This is a genomic window from Curtobacterium sp. MCLR17_059, from assembly GCF_003234665.1.
Classification (GTDB): Bacteria; Actinomycetota; Actinomycetes; order Actinomycetales; family Microbacteriaceae; genus Curtobacterium; species Curtobacterium flaccumfaciens.
In genome coordinates this window covers 493,708-506,044 of record NZ_QKSU01000001.1, presented here as the reverse complement: position 1 = coordinate 506,044, position 12,337 = coordinate 493,708, and the positions used below count along the sequence as shown (strand labels likewise).

General features: G+C 72.5%; 17 protein-coding genes. 5 read left to right on the top strand and 12 right to left on the bottom strand.

The window, feature by feature from the left end:
• Positions 1–11: 11 nt before the first annotated feature.
• From DEJ12_RS02565 to DEJ12_RS02545, 5 genes are all read right to left on the bottom strand, one after another.
• Complete coding sequence (locus DEJ12_RS02565) at positions 12–833, bottom strand: alpha/beta fold hydrolase (protein WP_111028943.1); 822 nt, start codon at positions 831–833, stop codon at positions 12–14.
• Positions 834–979: 146 nt separating this feature from the next.
• Positions 980–1,240, bottom strand: coding sequence for a type II toxin-antitoxin system RelE/ParE family toxin (locus tag DEJ12_RS02560; protein WP_111028942.1), 261 nt, complete (start codon positions 1,238–1,240; stop codon positions 980–982).
• Entirely contained in the window at positions 1,237–1,497 is a 261-nt protein-coding gene (locus tag DEJ12_RS02555; RefSeq protein WP_027466775.1) for a type II toxin-antitoxin system Phd/YefM family antitoxin, read from the bottom strand. Before DEJ12_RS02555 ends, DEJ12_RS02560 begins: the two co-directional genes overlap by 4 nt.
• A gap of 28 nt (positions 1,498–1,525) precedes the next feature.
• Positions 1,526–2,038, bottom strand: a complete 513-nt coding sequence (locus tag DEJ12_RS02550; protein WP_111028941.1) for a methylated-DNA--[protein]-cysteine S-methyltransferase — start codon at positions 2,036–2,038, stop codon at positions 1,526–1,528.
• Positions 2,035–3,627: an AlkA N-terminal domain-containing protein gene (locus DEJ12_RS02545; RefSeq protein WP_111028940.1), complete on the bottom strand. Its 1,593-nt coding sequence runs from the start codon at positions 3,625–3,627 to the stop codon at positions 2,035–2,037. The genes DEJ12_RS02550 and DEJ12_RS02545 overlap by 4 nt, the downstream gene beginning before the upstream one ends.
• An 89-nt stretch (positions 3,628–3,716) precedes the next feature.
• Between DEJ12_RS02545 and DEJ12_RS02540 the strand changes: the two genes are divergently transcribed.
• Positions 3,717–4,316, top strand: a complete 600-nt coding sequence (locus tag DEJ12_RS02540; protein ID WP_258370449.1) for a molybdenum cofactor biosysynthesis protein — start codon at positions 3,717–3,719, stop codon at positions 4,314–4,316.
• A 39-nt stretch (positions 4,317–4,355) separates the two neighbouring features.
• Here the strand turns inward: DEJ12_RS02540 and DEJ12_RS02535 are convergent, their stop codons facing one another.
• The 5 genes from DEJ12_RS02535 to folE all read right to left on the bottom strand — a co-directional run bounded on the left by DEJ12_RS02535 (position 4,356) and on the right by folE (position 8,145).
• Positions 4,356–4,898, bottom strand: coding sequence for a type 1 glutamine amidotransferase domain-containing protein (locus DEJ12_RS02535; RefSeq protein ID WP_027466778.1), 543 nt, complete (start codon positions 4,896–4,898; stop codon positions 4,356–4,358).
• A 248-nt stretch (positions 4,899–5,146) separates the two neighbouring features.
• Positions 5,147–5,800: an HAD-IA family hydrolase gene (locus tag DEJ12_RS02530; RefSeq protein WP_111028938.1), complete on the bottom strand. Its 654-nt coding sequence runs from the start codon at positions 5,798–5,800 to the stop codon at positions 5,147–5,149.
• 55 nt (positions 5,801–5,855) lie between these two features.
• Positions 5,856–6,605 carry a pyrimidine reductase family protein gene (locus DEJ12_RS02525; protein ID WP_258370450.1) on the bottom strand — a complete coding sequence of 250 codons (750 nt, stop codon included), beginning with the start codon at positions 6,603–6,605 and terminating at the stop codon, positions 5,856–5,858.
• A complete protein-coding gene (folP, locus tag DEJ12_RS02520; RefSeq protein ID WP_111028936.1) occupies positions 6,602–7,537 on the bottom strand; it encodes a dihydropteroate synthase in 936 nt (311 codons plus the stop codon). Before folP ends, DEJ12_RS02525 begins: the two co-directional genes overlap by 4 nt.
• The gene (gene folE, locus DEJ12_RS02515) at positions 7,534–8,145 is read right to left on the bottom strand and encodes a GTP cyclohydrolase I (RefSeq protein ID WP_111028935.1); all 612 of its coding nucleotides are present in this window, start codon (positions 8,143–8,145) and stop codon (positions 7,534–7,536) included. The genes folP and folE overlap by 4 nt, the downstream gene beginning before the upstream one ends.
• Positions 8,146–8,302: 157 nt before the next feature.
• On the opposite strand from folE, the gene DEJ12_RS02510 reads away from it, so the two are divergent.
• Complete coding sequence (locus DEJ12_RS02510) at positions 8,303–9,778, top strand: NCS2 family permease (RefSeq protein ID WP_111028934.1); 1,476 nt, start codon at positions 8,303–8,305, stop codon at positions 9,776–9,778.
• A 158-nt stretch (positions 9,779–9,936) separates the two neighbouring features.
• Here DEJ12_RS02510 and DEJ12_RS02505 read toward each other — a convergent pair whose 3' ends face one another.
• Together DEJ12_RS02505 and DEJ12_RS02500 are read right to left on the bottom strand one after the other, a co-directional pair.
• Positions 9,937–10,389, bottom strand: a complete 453-nt coding sequence (locus DEJ12_RS02505; protein WP_017887957.1) for a hypothetical protein — start codon at positions 10,387–10,389, stop codon at positions 9,937–9,939.
• A gap of 191 nt (positions 10,390–10,580) precedes the next feature.
• Positions 10,581–11,045, bottom strand: coding sequence for a prevent-host-death protein (locus DEJ12_RS02500; RefSeq protein WP_111028933.1), 465 nt, complete (start codon positions 11,043–11,045; stop codon positions 10,581–10,583).
• A gap of 100 nt (positions 11,046–11,145) precedes the next feature.
• On the opposite strand from DEJ12_RS02500, the gene DEJ12_RS02495 reads away from it, so the two are divergent.
• From DEJ12_RS02495 to DEJ12_RS02485, 3 genes are read left to right on the top strand one after another with little or no spacing between them, the layout of a single operon-like run.
• Entirely contained in the window at positions 11,146–11,412 is a 267-nt protein-coding gene (locus DEJ12_RS02495; RefSeq protein WP_035809269.1) for a hypothetical protein, read from the top strand.
• Positions 11,413–11,438: 26 nt separating this feature from the next.
• Positions 11,439–11,954, top strand: a complete 516-nt coding sequence (locus tag DEJ12_RS02490; RefSeq protein WP_111029100.1) for a DUF1697 domain-containing protein — start codon at positions 11,439–11,441, stop codon at positions 11,952–11,954.
• Positions 11,951–12,337: a VOC family protein gene (locus tag DEJ12_RS02485; RefSeq protein WP_111028932.1), complete on the top strand. Its 387-nt coding sequence runs from the start codon at positions 11,951–11,953 to the stop codon at positions 12,335–12,337. Before DEJ12_RS02490 ends, DEJ12_RS02485 begins: the two co-directional genes overlap by 4 nt.

Here is a 12,337-nt window from a genome sequence, read left to right as displayed (position 1 = left end):
TCCTCTCGCAGTCAGCTGCTGGGCGAGACGATCCGGCTCCGGACGCGGTCGATCAGGGTTCCGAGGGCCGCCGGGGCGGGGACGTGTCCCTGCCCGGGCACCTCGGCGTACTCCGAGCCCGGGACGGCGTCGACCACGGCGCGGGCCGCACGGCGCATCCACTCGAGTCCGTCGCCACCGGCGCCGACAAGCACCGGCACACCCACGGCGGCAGCGACCCGCTCGGGCACGGCGAGGCCGTTCAGCACGCGGACCTCGCGGCTGAGCACGTGGGCGTCGACGACCAGGGAGCGCCAGAGCGACCCCTTGAGCCGCAGTGCCGTGACCTGGCCCATCGGGACCCCGAGCACCTGGGTCAGGAACCCGCGGACGGCCTGGGCGCGGCGGCCGGCACCGACGTGTTCGTCGAGCAGGTCGGCGAACACGACGTCGTCGGCGTGCGGGTCGACCGAGGCGCGGTACGGCGGTTCCCACAGGACGGCGCCGTCGACCGGCAGTCCGGTGGCGAGCCCGTGCAGCACGACACCGGCGCCGACGCAGATGCCGACGGCGGTGGTCGGTGCGCCGATGCTCTCGACGACGGCCCGCAGGTCGTCGACCTCGCGCTCGATGGCCCACGTCGCGGAGTCACCGCTGGCACCGCGACCACGGCGGTCGTAGGTCACCACGCGGTGGGTCGAGCCGAGCTCGGCGACCACGCGGTCGAGGTACGGGGTCCCTCGGTGGTCGAAGGCACCGCCCACGACGACGACCGCCGGCCCGTCCCCTGCCTCGGAGACGGCGATGGTGGTGCCGTCGGAGGAGACGACCGTTCGGTCGACTGGAGGGAGCATGGGGTCCTTTGCGGGCTGTCGACGGCGATGCGTCGGGCCTCGGAGGGGACCGTGCGGATTACCGGTCCTCCGAGTGTCGCAGGCGTGGGAGTCCGTGTCTCCCCCCGCTTCCAGGGGCAGAACCCCGCCGCCCGGGCGCCGGACGGTCAGCGATCCCGGTAGACCTCGCGCCGGTGCCCGGCATCGACGACCACCACGATGAGCTTGCCGTCGTCGATCCGGTAGATCAGCCGGTAGTCCCCCGAGCGGACCCGCCACCCGGGCCGGTTCACGAGCTTGCGTGCGGCGGGTGGCCGGGGGTGCTCGGCGAGGATCGCGAGGAGCCCCTCGATCCGCCGTCGCCCGTCGAGCGGGAGCTTGCGGATGACGCGTTGCGCGGCCGGGATGACCTCGACCGAGTACGTCACCCGAGACCGAGTTCGCGCTTGAGGTCGTCCCACTTGACGTTCTCGCCACCGATGCGGGCACTCTCCGCAACGGCTTCGTCGTAGGCGACCAGGTCGTCCAGGTCCTCCGCCGCCTCGAGCAACCGGTCGAGGACGGCCGCGTCGACCACGGCGGCGACGCGCTTGTTGCGCCGGGTCAGGTAGACGGGTTCGTGCCGGGCGTCGTCGATGATCGACGCCAGACGGCCACGGGCTTCGGAGATCGACACTTCGCTCACCTGTACATTCTAGATCGTTTTGTACAAGTCAGACGAGTGCCGTGGTGCCCACTGACTCCCGTTCGAGCAGGGACCGTTTGACGTCGAGCCCCCACGCGAAGCCCCCGAGCGTGCCGTCCGAGCGCAGCACCCGGTGGCACGGGACGAAGAGCGCGGGAGCGTTCCGGGCGCACACGCTCGCCGCCGCGCGCACGGCGTCGGGCCGGCCCATCGCCGCCGCGAACCCGGTGTAGGTCAGGGTGCCGCCGGCGGGGATCCGGCGGAGCTGGCGCCACCCCTCGGTGAAGAGCTCGGTGCCGAACTGGCGCACGGGCACCTGCATGGCGTGCTCGACCTCGCCCGAGTAGAAGGCGTCGACCGCGTCGGCCGAGGCGACCACGCCGTCGAGCACCCGGTCGGGGCGGTGGCGGTCGGCCAGACGGGCGAGGATCCGCTCGACGGAGTCGGTCCACCCGGACGCGAGGACCCTGCCCTCGGCGTCTTCGAGCACGGTGAACGCCCCGTCAGGGGTGTCCAGGGTCTGGATGGTTGCGTCGGTCATCGGTCGTCCTTCCGGGGGTCCTCGGGGGCACGGGCTGCACGGGCGCCGGCGGTCGCGGTCATCGCGCGGTCGATGATCGGTCGCCAGCAGTGCATCGTGAGGTAGCTCCGCCAGGGGGCCACCTGCTCCGACCATAGGGAGAGCTCGCGCGCCGTTCCGGGCAGCCCGAGTTCCTGTGCACCGTTCCGCACGGCGAGGTCGCTGTGGAGGAAGATGTCGGGGTGGTGCCGGACCCGCAGCGCGACGTAGTCGGCGGTCCACGGCCCGATGCCCTTCACCGCGAGGAGTCCGTCGCGCAGGTCACCGAGGGACTGCCCACCGTCCACCACCAGGGACCCGTCGGCGAGCGCCGCAGCCACCCGCAGGATCGTGTCGACGCGGGCGGCGGGACCGCGCAGCACCTCGTGCCCGCGTTCGGCGATCGCGACCGCGGACGGGAACAGCAGTCCGCCGGGCCGGATGGCGTCCGGCACCGTCGCGCCGAGTGCGGCCACGAGCCGGGTCTGCGCCGTGCGCGCCGCGGCCACCGAGACCTGCTGTCCGATCAGGGTGCGGAACACGATCTCGTGCGCGTCCACCGCGCCGGGGAGCCGGAGGCCGGGCACCCGTGCGACGGGTCCGGCGAGCTCGGGCACGGCTCCGAGGACGGCGTCGACGGCGACCGGGTCGGCGTCGAGGTCGAACAGCGCACGCACCCGCGCCACGAGCGCGGGCAGGTCGGAGAGGTCGGTGACCCGCACGCGCAGGTCGATCCCGGTGCCCCGCCCGGCCACGTCGGGGACGGCTGCCGACGCGCTGAACCAGCCCGGGCCTCCAGGCAGGCCGACCAGCCGCCCGTACGACGTGACCCGGCCCGTGGGGTCGGTGTCCACCTGCTCCGTGCCCGGCAGGGCGTGCAGCGCGTGCCAGTCGAGCAGGCCCTGCGCGTCGAACGGCGCCCGGGCCGGCAGGTGGACGTGCAGTGCGCCGTCGCCGCCGTCCGTGGCACCGTCGCCTCGCCCGGACCGGCGTGCGCGGAGCTCCGTTGGAGTGACGGCGAAGACCTCGCGCACGGTGTCGTTGAACTGTCGGACGCTGGCGAACCCCGCGGCGAACGCGACGTCGGCGACGGGCAGGTCGGACGAGGTGAGCAGGGTCCGCGCGGTCTGCGCCCGGTGCGCCCGGCTGAGCGCCTTCGGCCCGGCGCCCAGCTCGGCCGTCATGATGCGGTTGAGCTGCCGCTCCGAGTAGCCCACGCGCGCGGCGAGCCCGGGGACGCCGTCGCGCTCGACGACACCGTCGAGGACGAGTCGCATCGCCCGGCCGGCGACGTCCTCGCGCAGGTCCCACTCGGGGCTGCCGGGGGTCGCCTCGGGCAGGCAGCGCTTGCAGGCGCGGAAGCCGGCCAGGTGCGCTGCGGCGCTCGTGCGGTAGAAGGTGACGCCGGAGACCCTCGGCGTGCGGGCCGGGCAGCTGGGCCGGCAGTAGATGCCGGTGGAGTGCACAGCGGTGACGAACTGGCCGTCGAAGCGCGCGTCGCGGGAGGCGACGGCGCGGTGCCGCTCGGCGTGCAGCGCGTCGGGCTGCGCGTCGGTGTCCGGGGTGGTCATGGACTCAGCCTGACATGCGCCGCCGACGTCGACTGGCGGGAATCGGACGGAGCAGCGCACGGCCGGGAGGCCCGGCTAGCGTTGACCGGGTGACTTCCGCAGACGACGTGGCCGGTCTCGACGACCTGCCGTTCCGGACCGAGGTCGAGGTCGCGCTGCTGCTCGTCTCGCCGCGGCACCGGTACGAGGGACGCCCGGCCGACGGCGCGCTGCCGGTGGGCGCGGACGATCCGGACGAGTCACGCGACCGGATCGAACTGCGGGCCGGGCTGGGCGTCGTCGGCGACCGGTACTTCGCGGCACGGGCGCACGTGCACGCCTCGGTCACGGTGATCGGCATGGAGGGTCTCGAGGCCGTCGGCGAGGCGATCGGGGCAACCGTCGACCCCGCTGCGACCCGGCGGAACGTGTTCCTCCGCGGTGCCGACGTCGAGGCGCTGCGGGGCGAGCCGTTCTCGCTGGAGAGTGTGCTTCCCGGTGGCGACAGCAGCGGCGCCCTCGGTCGTGCGGTCCGGTTCCGTGGCTACCGGGCGGCGAACCCCTGCGCCTGGATGGACCACGAGGTGGCCCCCGGGGCGTTCCGGGCGATGCGCGGCCGGGGCGGCGTGCGGTGCGATCCGGAGTCCGACGGTGTGCTCACCCTCGGACCTGCGGTGCTCCGCACGGCCCGCCCCGTGGCGCTCGGCTGACGCTGGCGCCGGGCGGCGAGACGCCCTGCGGCACAGTGCTCAGGCGGTGAGGGCGCTCTCGATCGCGTCGACGAACGCCGGCAGGTCGTCCGGGGTGCGGGAGGTGATGAAGCCGCCGTCGACCTGGACCTCCTGGTCGACCCACTCGGCACCGGCGTTGCGCAGGTCCGTCTGCAGCGACGGGAACGAGGTGACGGTCTTGCCGGACAGCACGCCCGCCTCGACGAGGGTCCACGGGCCGTGGCAGATCGCCGCGACCGGCTTGCTCGCCTCGGCGAAGGCCTGCACGAGCGTCGCCGCGCGGGACTCCTGGCGCAGCGTGTCCGCGTTGATCGTGCCGCCGGGGATCACGAGGGCGTCGAAGTCCTTCGCGTCGACACCGGCGATGGTGGTGTCCGGCTCGAGCGTCTGCCCCGGGTCCTTGTCGCCGACCAGCGTCTGGATCGTGCCGGTCTCCTTCGCCGCCACGGTCACCGAGGCACCGCGCTCACGCAGCTGCTCGGTGGGGACGACGATCTCGTCCTGCTCCACGCCGTAGTTCGTCGTGATGACGAGGACCTTCTTGCCGTCGAGGGTTGCCATGATCGCTCCTTCCGCGGCCCGGTCGTTCCGGCCGCACACCCGAGGGTCGTCGGGGTCGGCTGGGCAGGCCTCCAGGGGCGGCTCGGGGGTCCACTCGGACGGTCGCAACACCCCGCTCACGTCCGCCGGGTGGTCACGAAGTGTCGGCTGGCGGCGGCGCAGCCGACGGTTCCTGACCACTCGGCGCGGGCCGGGCGGGGTGTCCTGACCGGCGGCAGATCGGCGGGCGCGCAGGCCGGGCGCCGCGCTCAGCCGCGGATGCGGAAGGCGTCGCCGTCGCGCTCGACGGTCAGGCCGTCGTACCCGTGGACCCGGTGCAGGCCGGCCGTCACCGGGTGCTCGAGCGGACCGACGACGACCGTGGTCGCGCCCGAGGCGATGGCGGACTCCAGCCCGGCCGGGGCGTCCTCGAACGCCACACAGTCGGTCGGGTCGACGCCGAGCAGGGCAGCTCCGCGCAGGTAGCCGTCGGGGTGGGGCTTGCCGTGCTCGACGTCCTCCGAGGGCACGAAGGCCTCGGGCACGGCGAACCCGGCGGCCGCCATCCGGCCCGCGGCGAGGTCACGCGGCGCGCTCGTCACGAGGGCCACCGGGACACCGAGTTCGACGAGTCGCTGCACGAAGGCGACGGCGCCGGGGATCTCGAGGATGCCCTCGGTGCTCGCGGTCTCCTCGGCGACGAGCTCCGCCGCGATCCGCTGCTGCTCGGCCAGGGGCAGATCGGGGAGGAAGCGCCGCAGGGTGTCGATCGCCTGCCGCCCGTGCGAGAACGCGAGGATCTCGTCGGGGTCGATGCCGTTCGCGTGGCCGAACCGGGTCCAGGTCGCCTCGACCACCGCGGTCGAGTCGACGAGGGTCCCGTCCATGTCGAAGAGGACCCCGGACGCCACGATGTCGATCACGCGCCCGACCCTAGCCCACGGGGGTCAGCGCACCCCGGCACCAGCGCGAGCGGTGTCAGCGCGCCCGGACGTACCGGGTGAGCAGCACGCCGCCGGCGCCGAGCAGCACGTGCGCCGGTCGCATCCGCCGGAGCTCGGGTGACGAGCCGCGGGCGATGCGCGGCCCCTCCCCGCCCTCGAGCGACGGGTCGATCGTCAGGGTCAGCTCGTCGACGGCGTCCGCGGCGATGAGCGCCCCGAGGAACGACGGCCCGCCCTCGCAGTGGATCATCCCGAGGCCACGGCCCGCCAACACGCCTCGGATCCGCCCGGCGTCCACCGAGTCCGGCTCGTCGTCCGCACTGCAGGGCACGACGTCGGCGACCTCGGCGAGCGCCTGCGCCTTCGACGACGCAGCCGCCGTCTCCGACGTCAGGACGATCGGGCGCACCGGCGCCTCGGTGAACACCCGAGACCCCGGGTCGAGCGACAGCGAGCCGGTGACGATCGCGAACACGGGGTGGTCCGGCTTGCCGTGCGCCCGACGCCAGGCGACGTCGGCGTCGTGCAGGACCATCGGCCCGTAGCCCTCGTCGCGGACGGTGCCGGCGGCGACGAGCACAACGTCGGCCACCCGCCGGAGCAGGTCGAAGACCCGCAGGTCGTCGTCACCGCCGAGCGACCCGGACACCCCGGCAGCCGAGGCCGAACCGTCGAGCGTCGCGACGAAGTTCACGCGGAGCCAGAGGGCCCCGGCGTCGGCGGTGTAGAGGTCGAGCAGGTCGTCGTCGGACAGGTCCGCGATCGAAGGGGGCAGGACGTTCACGTGTTGTGCCTCGATTCCACGGGGGTGCGCCATCCGAGCGTGGCCTCGACCATGCGCATCGCGTCGACGCTCTCGGCGACGTCGTGCATCCGGACGATCCGGGCGCCGAGCATCGCGCTCACGGTCGCGACGGCGAGCGATCCGGAGAGCCGTTCCCCGCGGGGGCGGCCGAGCGACTCCCCCACGAAGTCCTTGTTCGACACCGCGGCGAGGACCGGGTAGCCGAGCGCGACGACCTCGGGCAGCCGACGGGTGAGCTCGAGAGTGTGCACGGTGTTCTTGTGGAGGTCGTGGCCCGGGTCGACGATGATCCGTGACTCGGGGATGCCCGCGGCGAGCGCCCGGTCGACCCGTTCGCGCAGGAACGCGACGACCTCGCCCGCGATGTCGCCGTACTGCGGCGGCGCGGGCAGGGGCCGTCGGGGTTCCGCGAGGGAGTGCGTGATGACGACGGTGGCCTCGGAGTCGGCGACCACGGCGGCCATCCGCGGGTCGGACAGGCCGGTGGTGTCGTTGACGACGGTCGCCCCGGCTGCGATCGCCGCTGCGGCGACCTCCGGGCGGAAGGTGTCGACGCTGATGACGACGTCGGACTGCTGGGCGAGCTGCTCGACGACGGGCACGACGCGGTCGATCTCGTCGGAGGCGGGCAGCTCCGGACCGGGGGCGAACTTCACGCCGCCGATGTCGACCCAGTCGGCGCCCTGTTCGGCTGCGCGGACCGAGGCGGCGACGGCCCGGTCGAGCTCGAAGGTGGCGCCGCGGTCGTGGAACGAGTCGGGGGTGCGGTTCACGATCGCCATCACGGCGATGCGGTGGTCGAAGTCGATGGTGCGGCGGCCGAACGTCCGGACCGGGTGGCGCAGGTCCGGCACGACCCAGCCGGGTCCGGCCGCGCCGGGTCCGGCCGCACCGTCCGGGAGGCCCGTCATGCGTCCGCCCCGGCACGCTCGTCGTGCCCGGCCTCGGTCCCACGCCCCGCACCGATGAGCGCGATCGCCTCGGCCCGTCCCGCGGTGTCGGCCAGCGAACCGGTCGCCGCCACCGTCACGGTCGTCGAACCGGTCTGGCGCTCCCCACGCGTCGTGACGCACTGGTGCTGCGCGTCGAGGACCACCAGGACGCCCTCGGCGCCGAGCCCCTCGGCGATGGTCGCGGCGACCTGTTCGCCGAGCCGCTCCTGCAGCTGCGGACGGGAGGCCACCGCGTCGAGCACCCGCGCCAGCGTGCCGAGCCCGATGAGACGGTCGCCCGGCGCGTACGCCAGGTGCGCGACCCCGAGGAACGGCAGCAGGTGGTGTTCGCAGACGGAGCGGAACTTCACGTCCCGCACGATGACGAGCCGACCGCGTTCGCCGTCCTCGGCGTGCACGGTGCCGTCCCGGGCGATGGCGACCGCGTCGGTGCCGATCCCGGAGAAGAACTCGGCGTACGAGTCGGCGACACGGGCGGGGGTGCGGGTGAGTTCCGGGCGGTCGGGATCCTCGCCGATGGCGAGCAGCAGCTCGCGGACGGCGGCCTGCACACGGGCGCGGTCCATGGGTGACGTCACCCGCTCATCCAACACCAGTCATGGCCGGAGAACGCGGGCAGACGCCCAGCGCGAGGTGCGCGAACCGCGTGGAACGGGCCTCCCGGCCGTCACAACCTGTGAGACCGGTGTGACACGCCCGAAACCCAGCGTCCTTTAAACTCTCGTGGTGAGCGCCCCGCAGACCGACACCACGCCCCGGAACCGCTTCGCGACCGGCCTCGATCGATTCTTCTCCATCACGCAACGCGGATCGTCGATCCCCCGCGAGGTCCGCGGTGGCCTCGTCTCGTTCGTGACGATGGCGTACATCGTCATCCTGAACCCCCTCATCCTCGGCGGGTTCAGCGCCGACCAGGCCGCCAAGGACGTCAGCGGCGGATGGCTCGAGAACGCTCAGGTGGCCGCGGCGACCGGTCTCGTCGCCGGCGTCATGACCATCGCGATGGGCATCATCGCGAACCTGCCGTTCGGCATCGCCGCGGGGCTCGGGATCAACTCGTTCCTCGCCGTCAGCGTCGTGCACCAGGTCACCTGGGCCGAGGCGATGGGCCTGGTCGTCATCAACGGTGTGATCATCGTGATCCTCGCGTTGACCGGCATCCGGACGATGATCTTCACCGCCGTCCCGGCCCAGCTCAAGGCCGCGATCACCGTCGGCATCGGCCTGTTCATCGCGTTCATCGGGCTCGTCGACTCCGGCTTCGTGCGGTCCTCCGGGCTCGCGTCGCCGCCGCTGCAGCTCGGCGAGGACGGCTCCGTCGGCGCCCTGCCGACCATCGTGTTCCTCATCGGCCTGATCATCATCGGCACGCTCATGGCCCGCCGGGTCAAGGGTGCGCTGCTCATCGGCATCGTCGCGACCACGATCATCGCGATCATCCTGCAGGCGATCTTCCAGGTGCCGACCTCGGTCGACTCGAAGACCGGTTGGAACCTCAACGCCCCCGGCCTGCCGAACGCACTCTTCGCCGTGCCGGACCTGTCGCTCGTCGGCCACGCCGACGTCTTCGGTGCCTTCACCCGCATCGGCCCGCTCGCCGCGTCGATGCTCGTCTTCACCCTCGTCTTCACGAACTTCTTCGACGCCATGGGCACCATGACCGGTCTGGCGAAGGCCGCCGGTGTCGCGAAGCCGGACGGCACGTTCCCCCGCCTGAAGTCGGCGCTCGTCGTCGAGGGCGTCGGCGCGATCGCCGGTGGTGGCGCGTCGGTGTCGTCGAACACCGTCTTCATCGACTCGGCCTCCGGCATCGGCGAGGGTGCACGCACCGGCATGGCCTCGGTCGTCACCGGACTGCTGTTCCTGGCGTCGATGTTCCTCACGCCGCTCACCCAGGTCGTCCCGCTCGAGGTCGCAGCCGCCGGGCTCGTCGTCGTCGGTGCGCTCATGGTCGCGCAGGTCGCGGACATCTCGTGGTCGGACTTCGGCTCGGCCCTGCCGGCGTTCCTGACGATCGTCGTCATGCCGCTGACCTACTCGATCGCGAACGGCATCGGCGCCGGCTTCATCAGCTGGGTGCTCATCAAGCTGCTGTCCGGCCGTGGCCGTGAGGTCTCGTGGCTGCTCTACGTCGTCGCCGCGGGCTTCTTGCTGTACTTCGCGCGGGGGCCGCTGGAGGCGCTGCTCGGCGTCGGCTGACGCGTTCCTGCTGGGCCCTGCTGATCCGGGTCTGGCTGGACCTGGCGCAAGACGCCGTCGTGTCATCGAGACGCCGCCGAATCCGGCGGCGTCTCGACGTTTCCGGGGCGTCTTCCGCAGGACGCCGGCGTCGGCCGCGTCGGCCTGGAGGCCCGTGGTCAGTCCGGCAGGTCGCTCGGCGTGGCCTCGTGGTGGCGCTGGTCCTGGGTGCGACGGTCTTCCTTCATGCCCGCCTCGAACAGGTGGCGGCGGCCCTGCACGAGCTCGTCGCGCGCAGTGCGCTCGAGCTCCTTGGCGAGCGCGTAGTAGCCGTCGTCGTAGTCCTCGACGATCTGGAACGTCCAGCGGCCCGCGATGACGTTGCGGCCCACGAGTTCGGTGTCGATGCGCTCGGCGAGTTCGGTGTGCCCGGCCTTCCGCAGCTGCTCGACCGCCTCACCGAGGTTCAGGTCAGCGGTGCCGGTCAGTCGGTGGAACCCGTAGAGCAGGCCGCGGGCGTGCTCGATGACCTCGACCGCGGCGGACAGGCTGCCGAGTGCCTCGACCGTGGCCTCGGACACCCCCTCGGGAACCTGGTGCTGCGCGTCGGGGCCCTGTGCGTCGTTCGTCATGGGTCCCGTCTACACGACGACTGCCGAGGCCGAGCGCAGTCACTTCGTCTGGTTGGGGTGGTGCGACTGCGTTCCGCTGCACCGCCACCACGTCGCGCCACCCCTGTTCCGCGCCACGTGTCCCGAAGACGATCGTGTACTCCGTCGAACGGATCGGCCGGGGGACCCCGCCGCGCCGGCCCGCCACCGCGTCAGGGCTTCTCGACGCGGATCGGCTCGGCGAGGATCTCCGGCTCTCCGGTGTCCCAGCCCGCGGCGATCGCCTCGGCACTGTTGCGCCACGCCTGCATCTCGAGCAGGAGTCTGCGCGGCTGCCGGAGCGAGAACGAGCCACGGGCGACGTCGACGATGTCCCGGGCGAAGCGCTGCTGGTCTGCGGCGCTGAGGAGCTTGATCCACGGGTACGGGATCGCCAGCCGATCGTGGAGTGGCAGTTGCTCGTTGAGCGTCACCGCGGCGATGAGCTGCGCCGCGATGTCGAGCACTGCGTCGTCGTCGTCGGATCGTTCCTTCGTGGTGAGGACGAGGGGCTTCCCGTCGCGACGGGTGACCTCGAGCGGGGCTTCCTCGGCGGCAGCGAACACCTGCTTGGCGTGGCGGGAGAGGTCAGAGGACTGCACCGACCGTCGGGATCGGGGCGGAGCGACGAGCGTCATGGATCGAGCCTATTCAGAACGTGTTCTGAATGCAACGGTCAGTTGCGACGTCGGAGGTCGACACCTACCATTCGAACACACGTTCGAACGAGGAGACCCGATGATGATCACCGACACGGCCGCCACGGTGTGGTGGGCCGAGGGCACACCGACGCGGCTCGTGTGGGCCGGACGGCGCTGGCGGGTGAGCGACACCCCCACCCGGCTGACCGTGACGCGCGCCGAGCTGCCCACCGCGATCACCCACGCGCCCGAGCGCACGGTGGGCTGGCGGTTCCAGGCGACCAGCGACGACGACGGTGAGGCCCTGGTGGTCGACATCGTGCCGCAGGGTGCCGGTTGGGGCGTGGCCCGGACGTGGACGTGAGCGGGCCGGACCGCTACCGTCCGGACATGGACAGGTGGGTGGCGCTGCTGCGCGGCGTCAACGTGAACGGCATCACGATCCGGAGCGCTGAGCTCGCGGAACTCTTCCGAGGGCTCGGGTTCGACGACGTCCGCACCGTGCTCGCCTCGGGCAACGTCGTGTTCTCCGCCGACGTGCCCGCCGAGCAGCTCACGACGTCGATCGAGCAGGGGCTGCGCGACCGGTTCGGCTACGACGCCTGGATCGTGCTCGTCCGGCACGACGCCCTCGCGGCCGTGGTCGACGGGTTCCCCTTCGCGCGTGCCGACGAACGGCACGACTACGTCGTGTTCGGGTCCGACGACGGTGCGCTCGACGCGTTGGTCGCGGACCTCGAACTCGACGAGTCGGTCGAGCAGGTCACCCGCGGGGACGGGGTCGTCTACTGGTCGTGTCCGAAGGGGTCGAGCACCGACACCGTGTTCGCCAAGCGGGCCGGCGCCGCACGCTTCAAGCGCACGACGACGACCCGCAACACGAACACCCTGCGGAAGCTCCTGTGACGATCGGCACGCTGCACCACGTCGAGCTCCGCACCGCCGACGTCGACACCGCCGCCGGGGCGTGGGGCTGGCTGCTCGGCGAACTCGGCTACGAGCCGTTCCAGCAGTGGGACCGCGGCAGGAGCTGGCGGCTCGGCCCGTTGTACGTCGTGCTCGAATCGGCACCGCTGGGCGGCGATCACGACCGCCGCCGACCGGGGCTCAGCCACCTGGCGTTCCACGCCGGTACTGCCGAGACAGTGGAGCGACTCTGGGCCGAAGCTCCCGGTCACGGCTGGGCACGCCTGTACGAGGACCGACACCCGTTCGCCGGTGGTCCGGAGCACCACGCGGCCTTCCTCGAGGACGCCGAGCGGTTCAAGGTCGAGCTCGTCGCCAGCTGA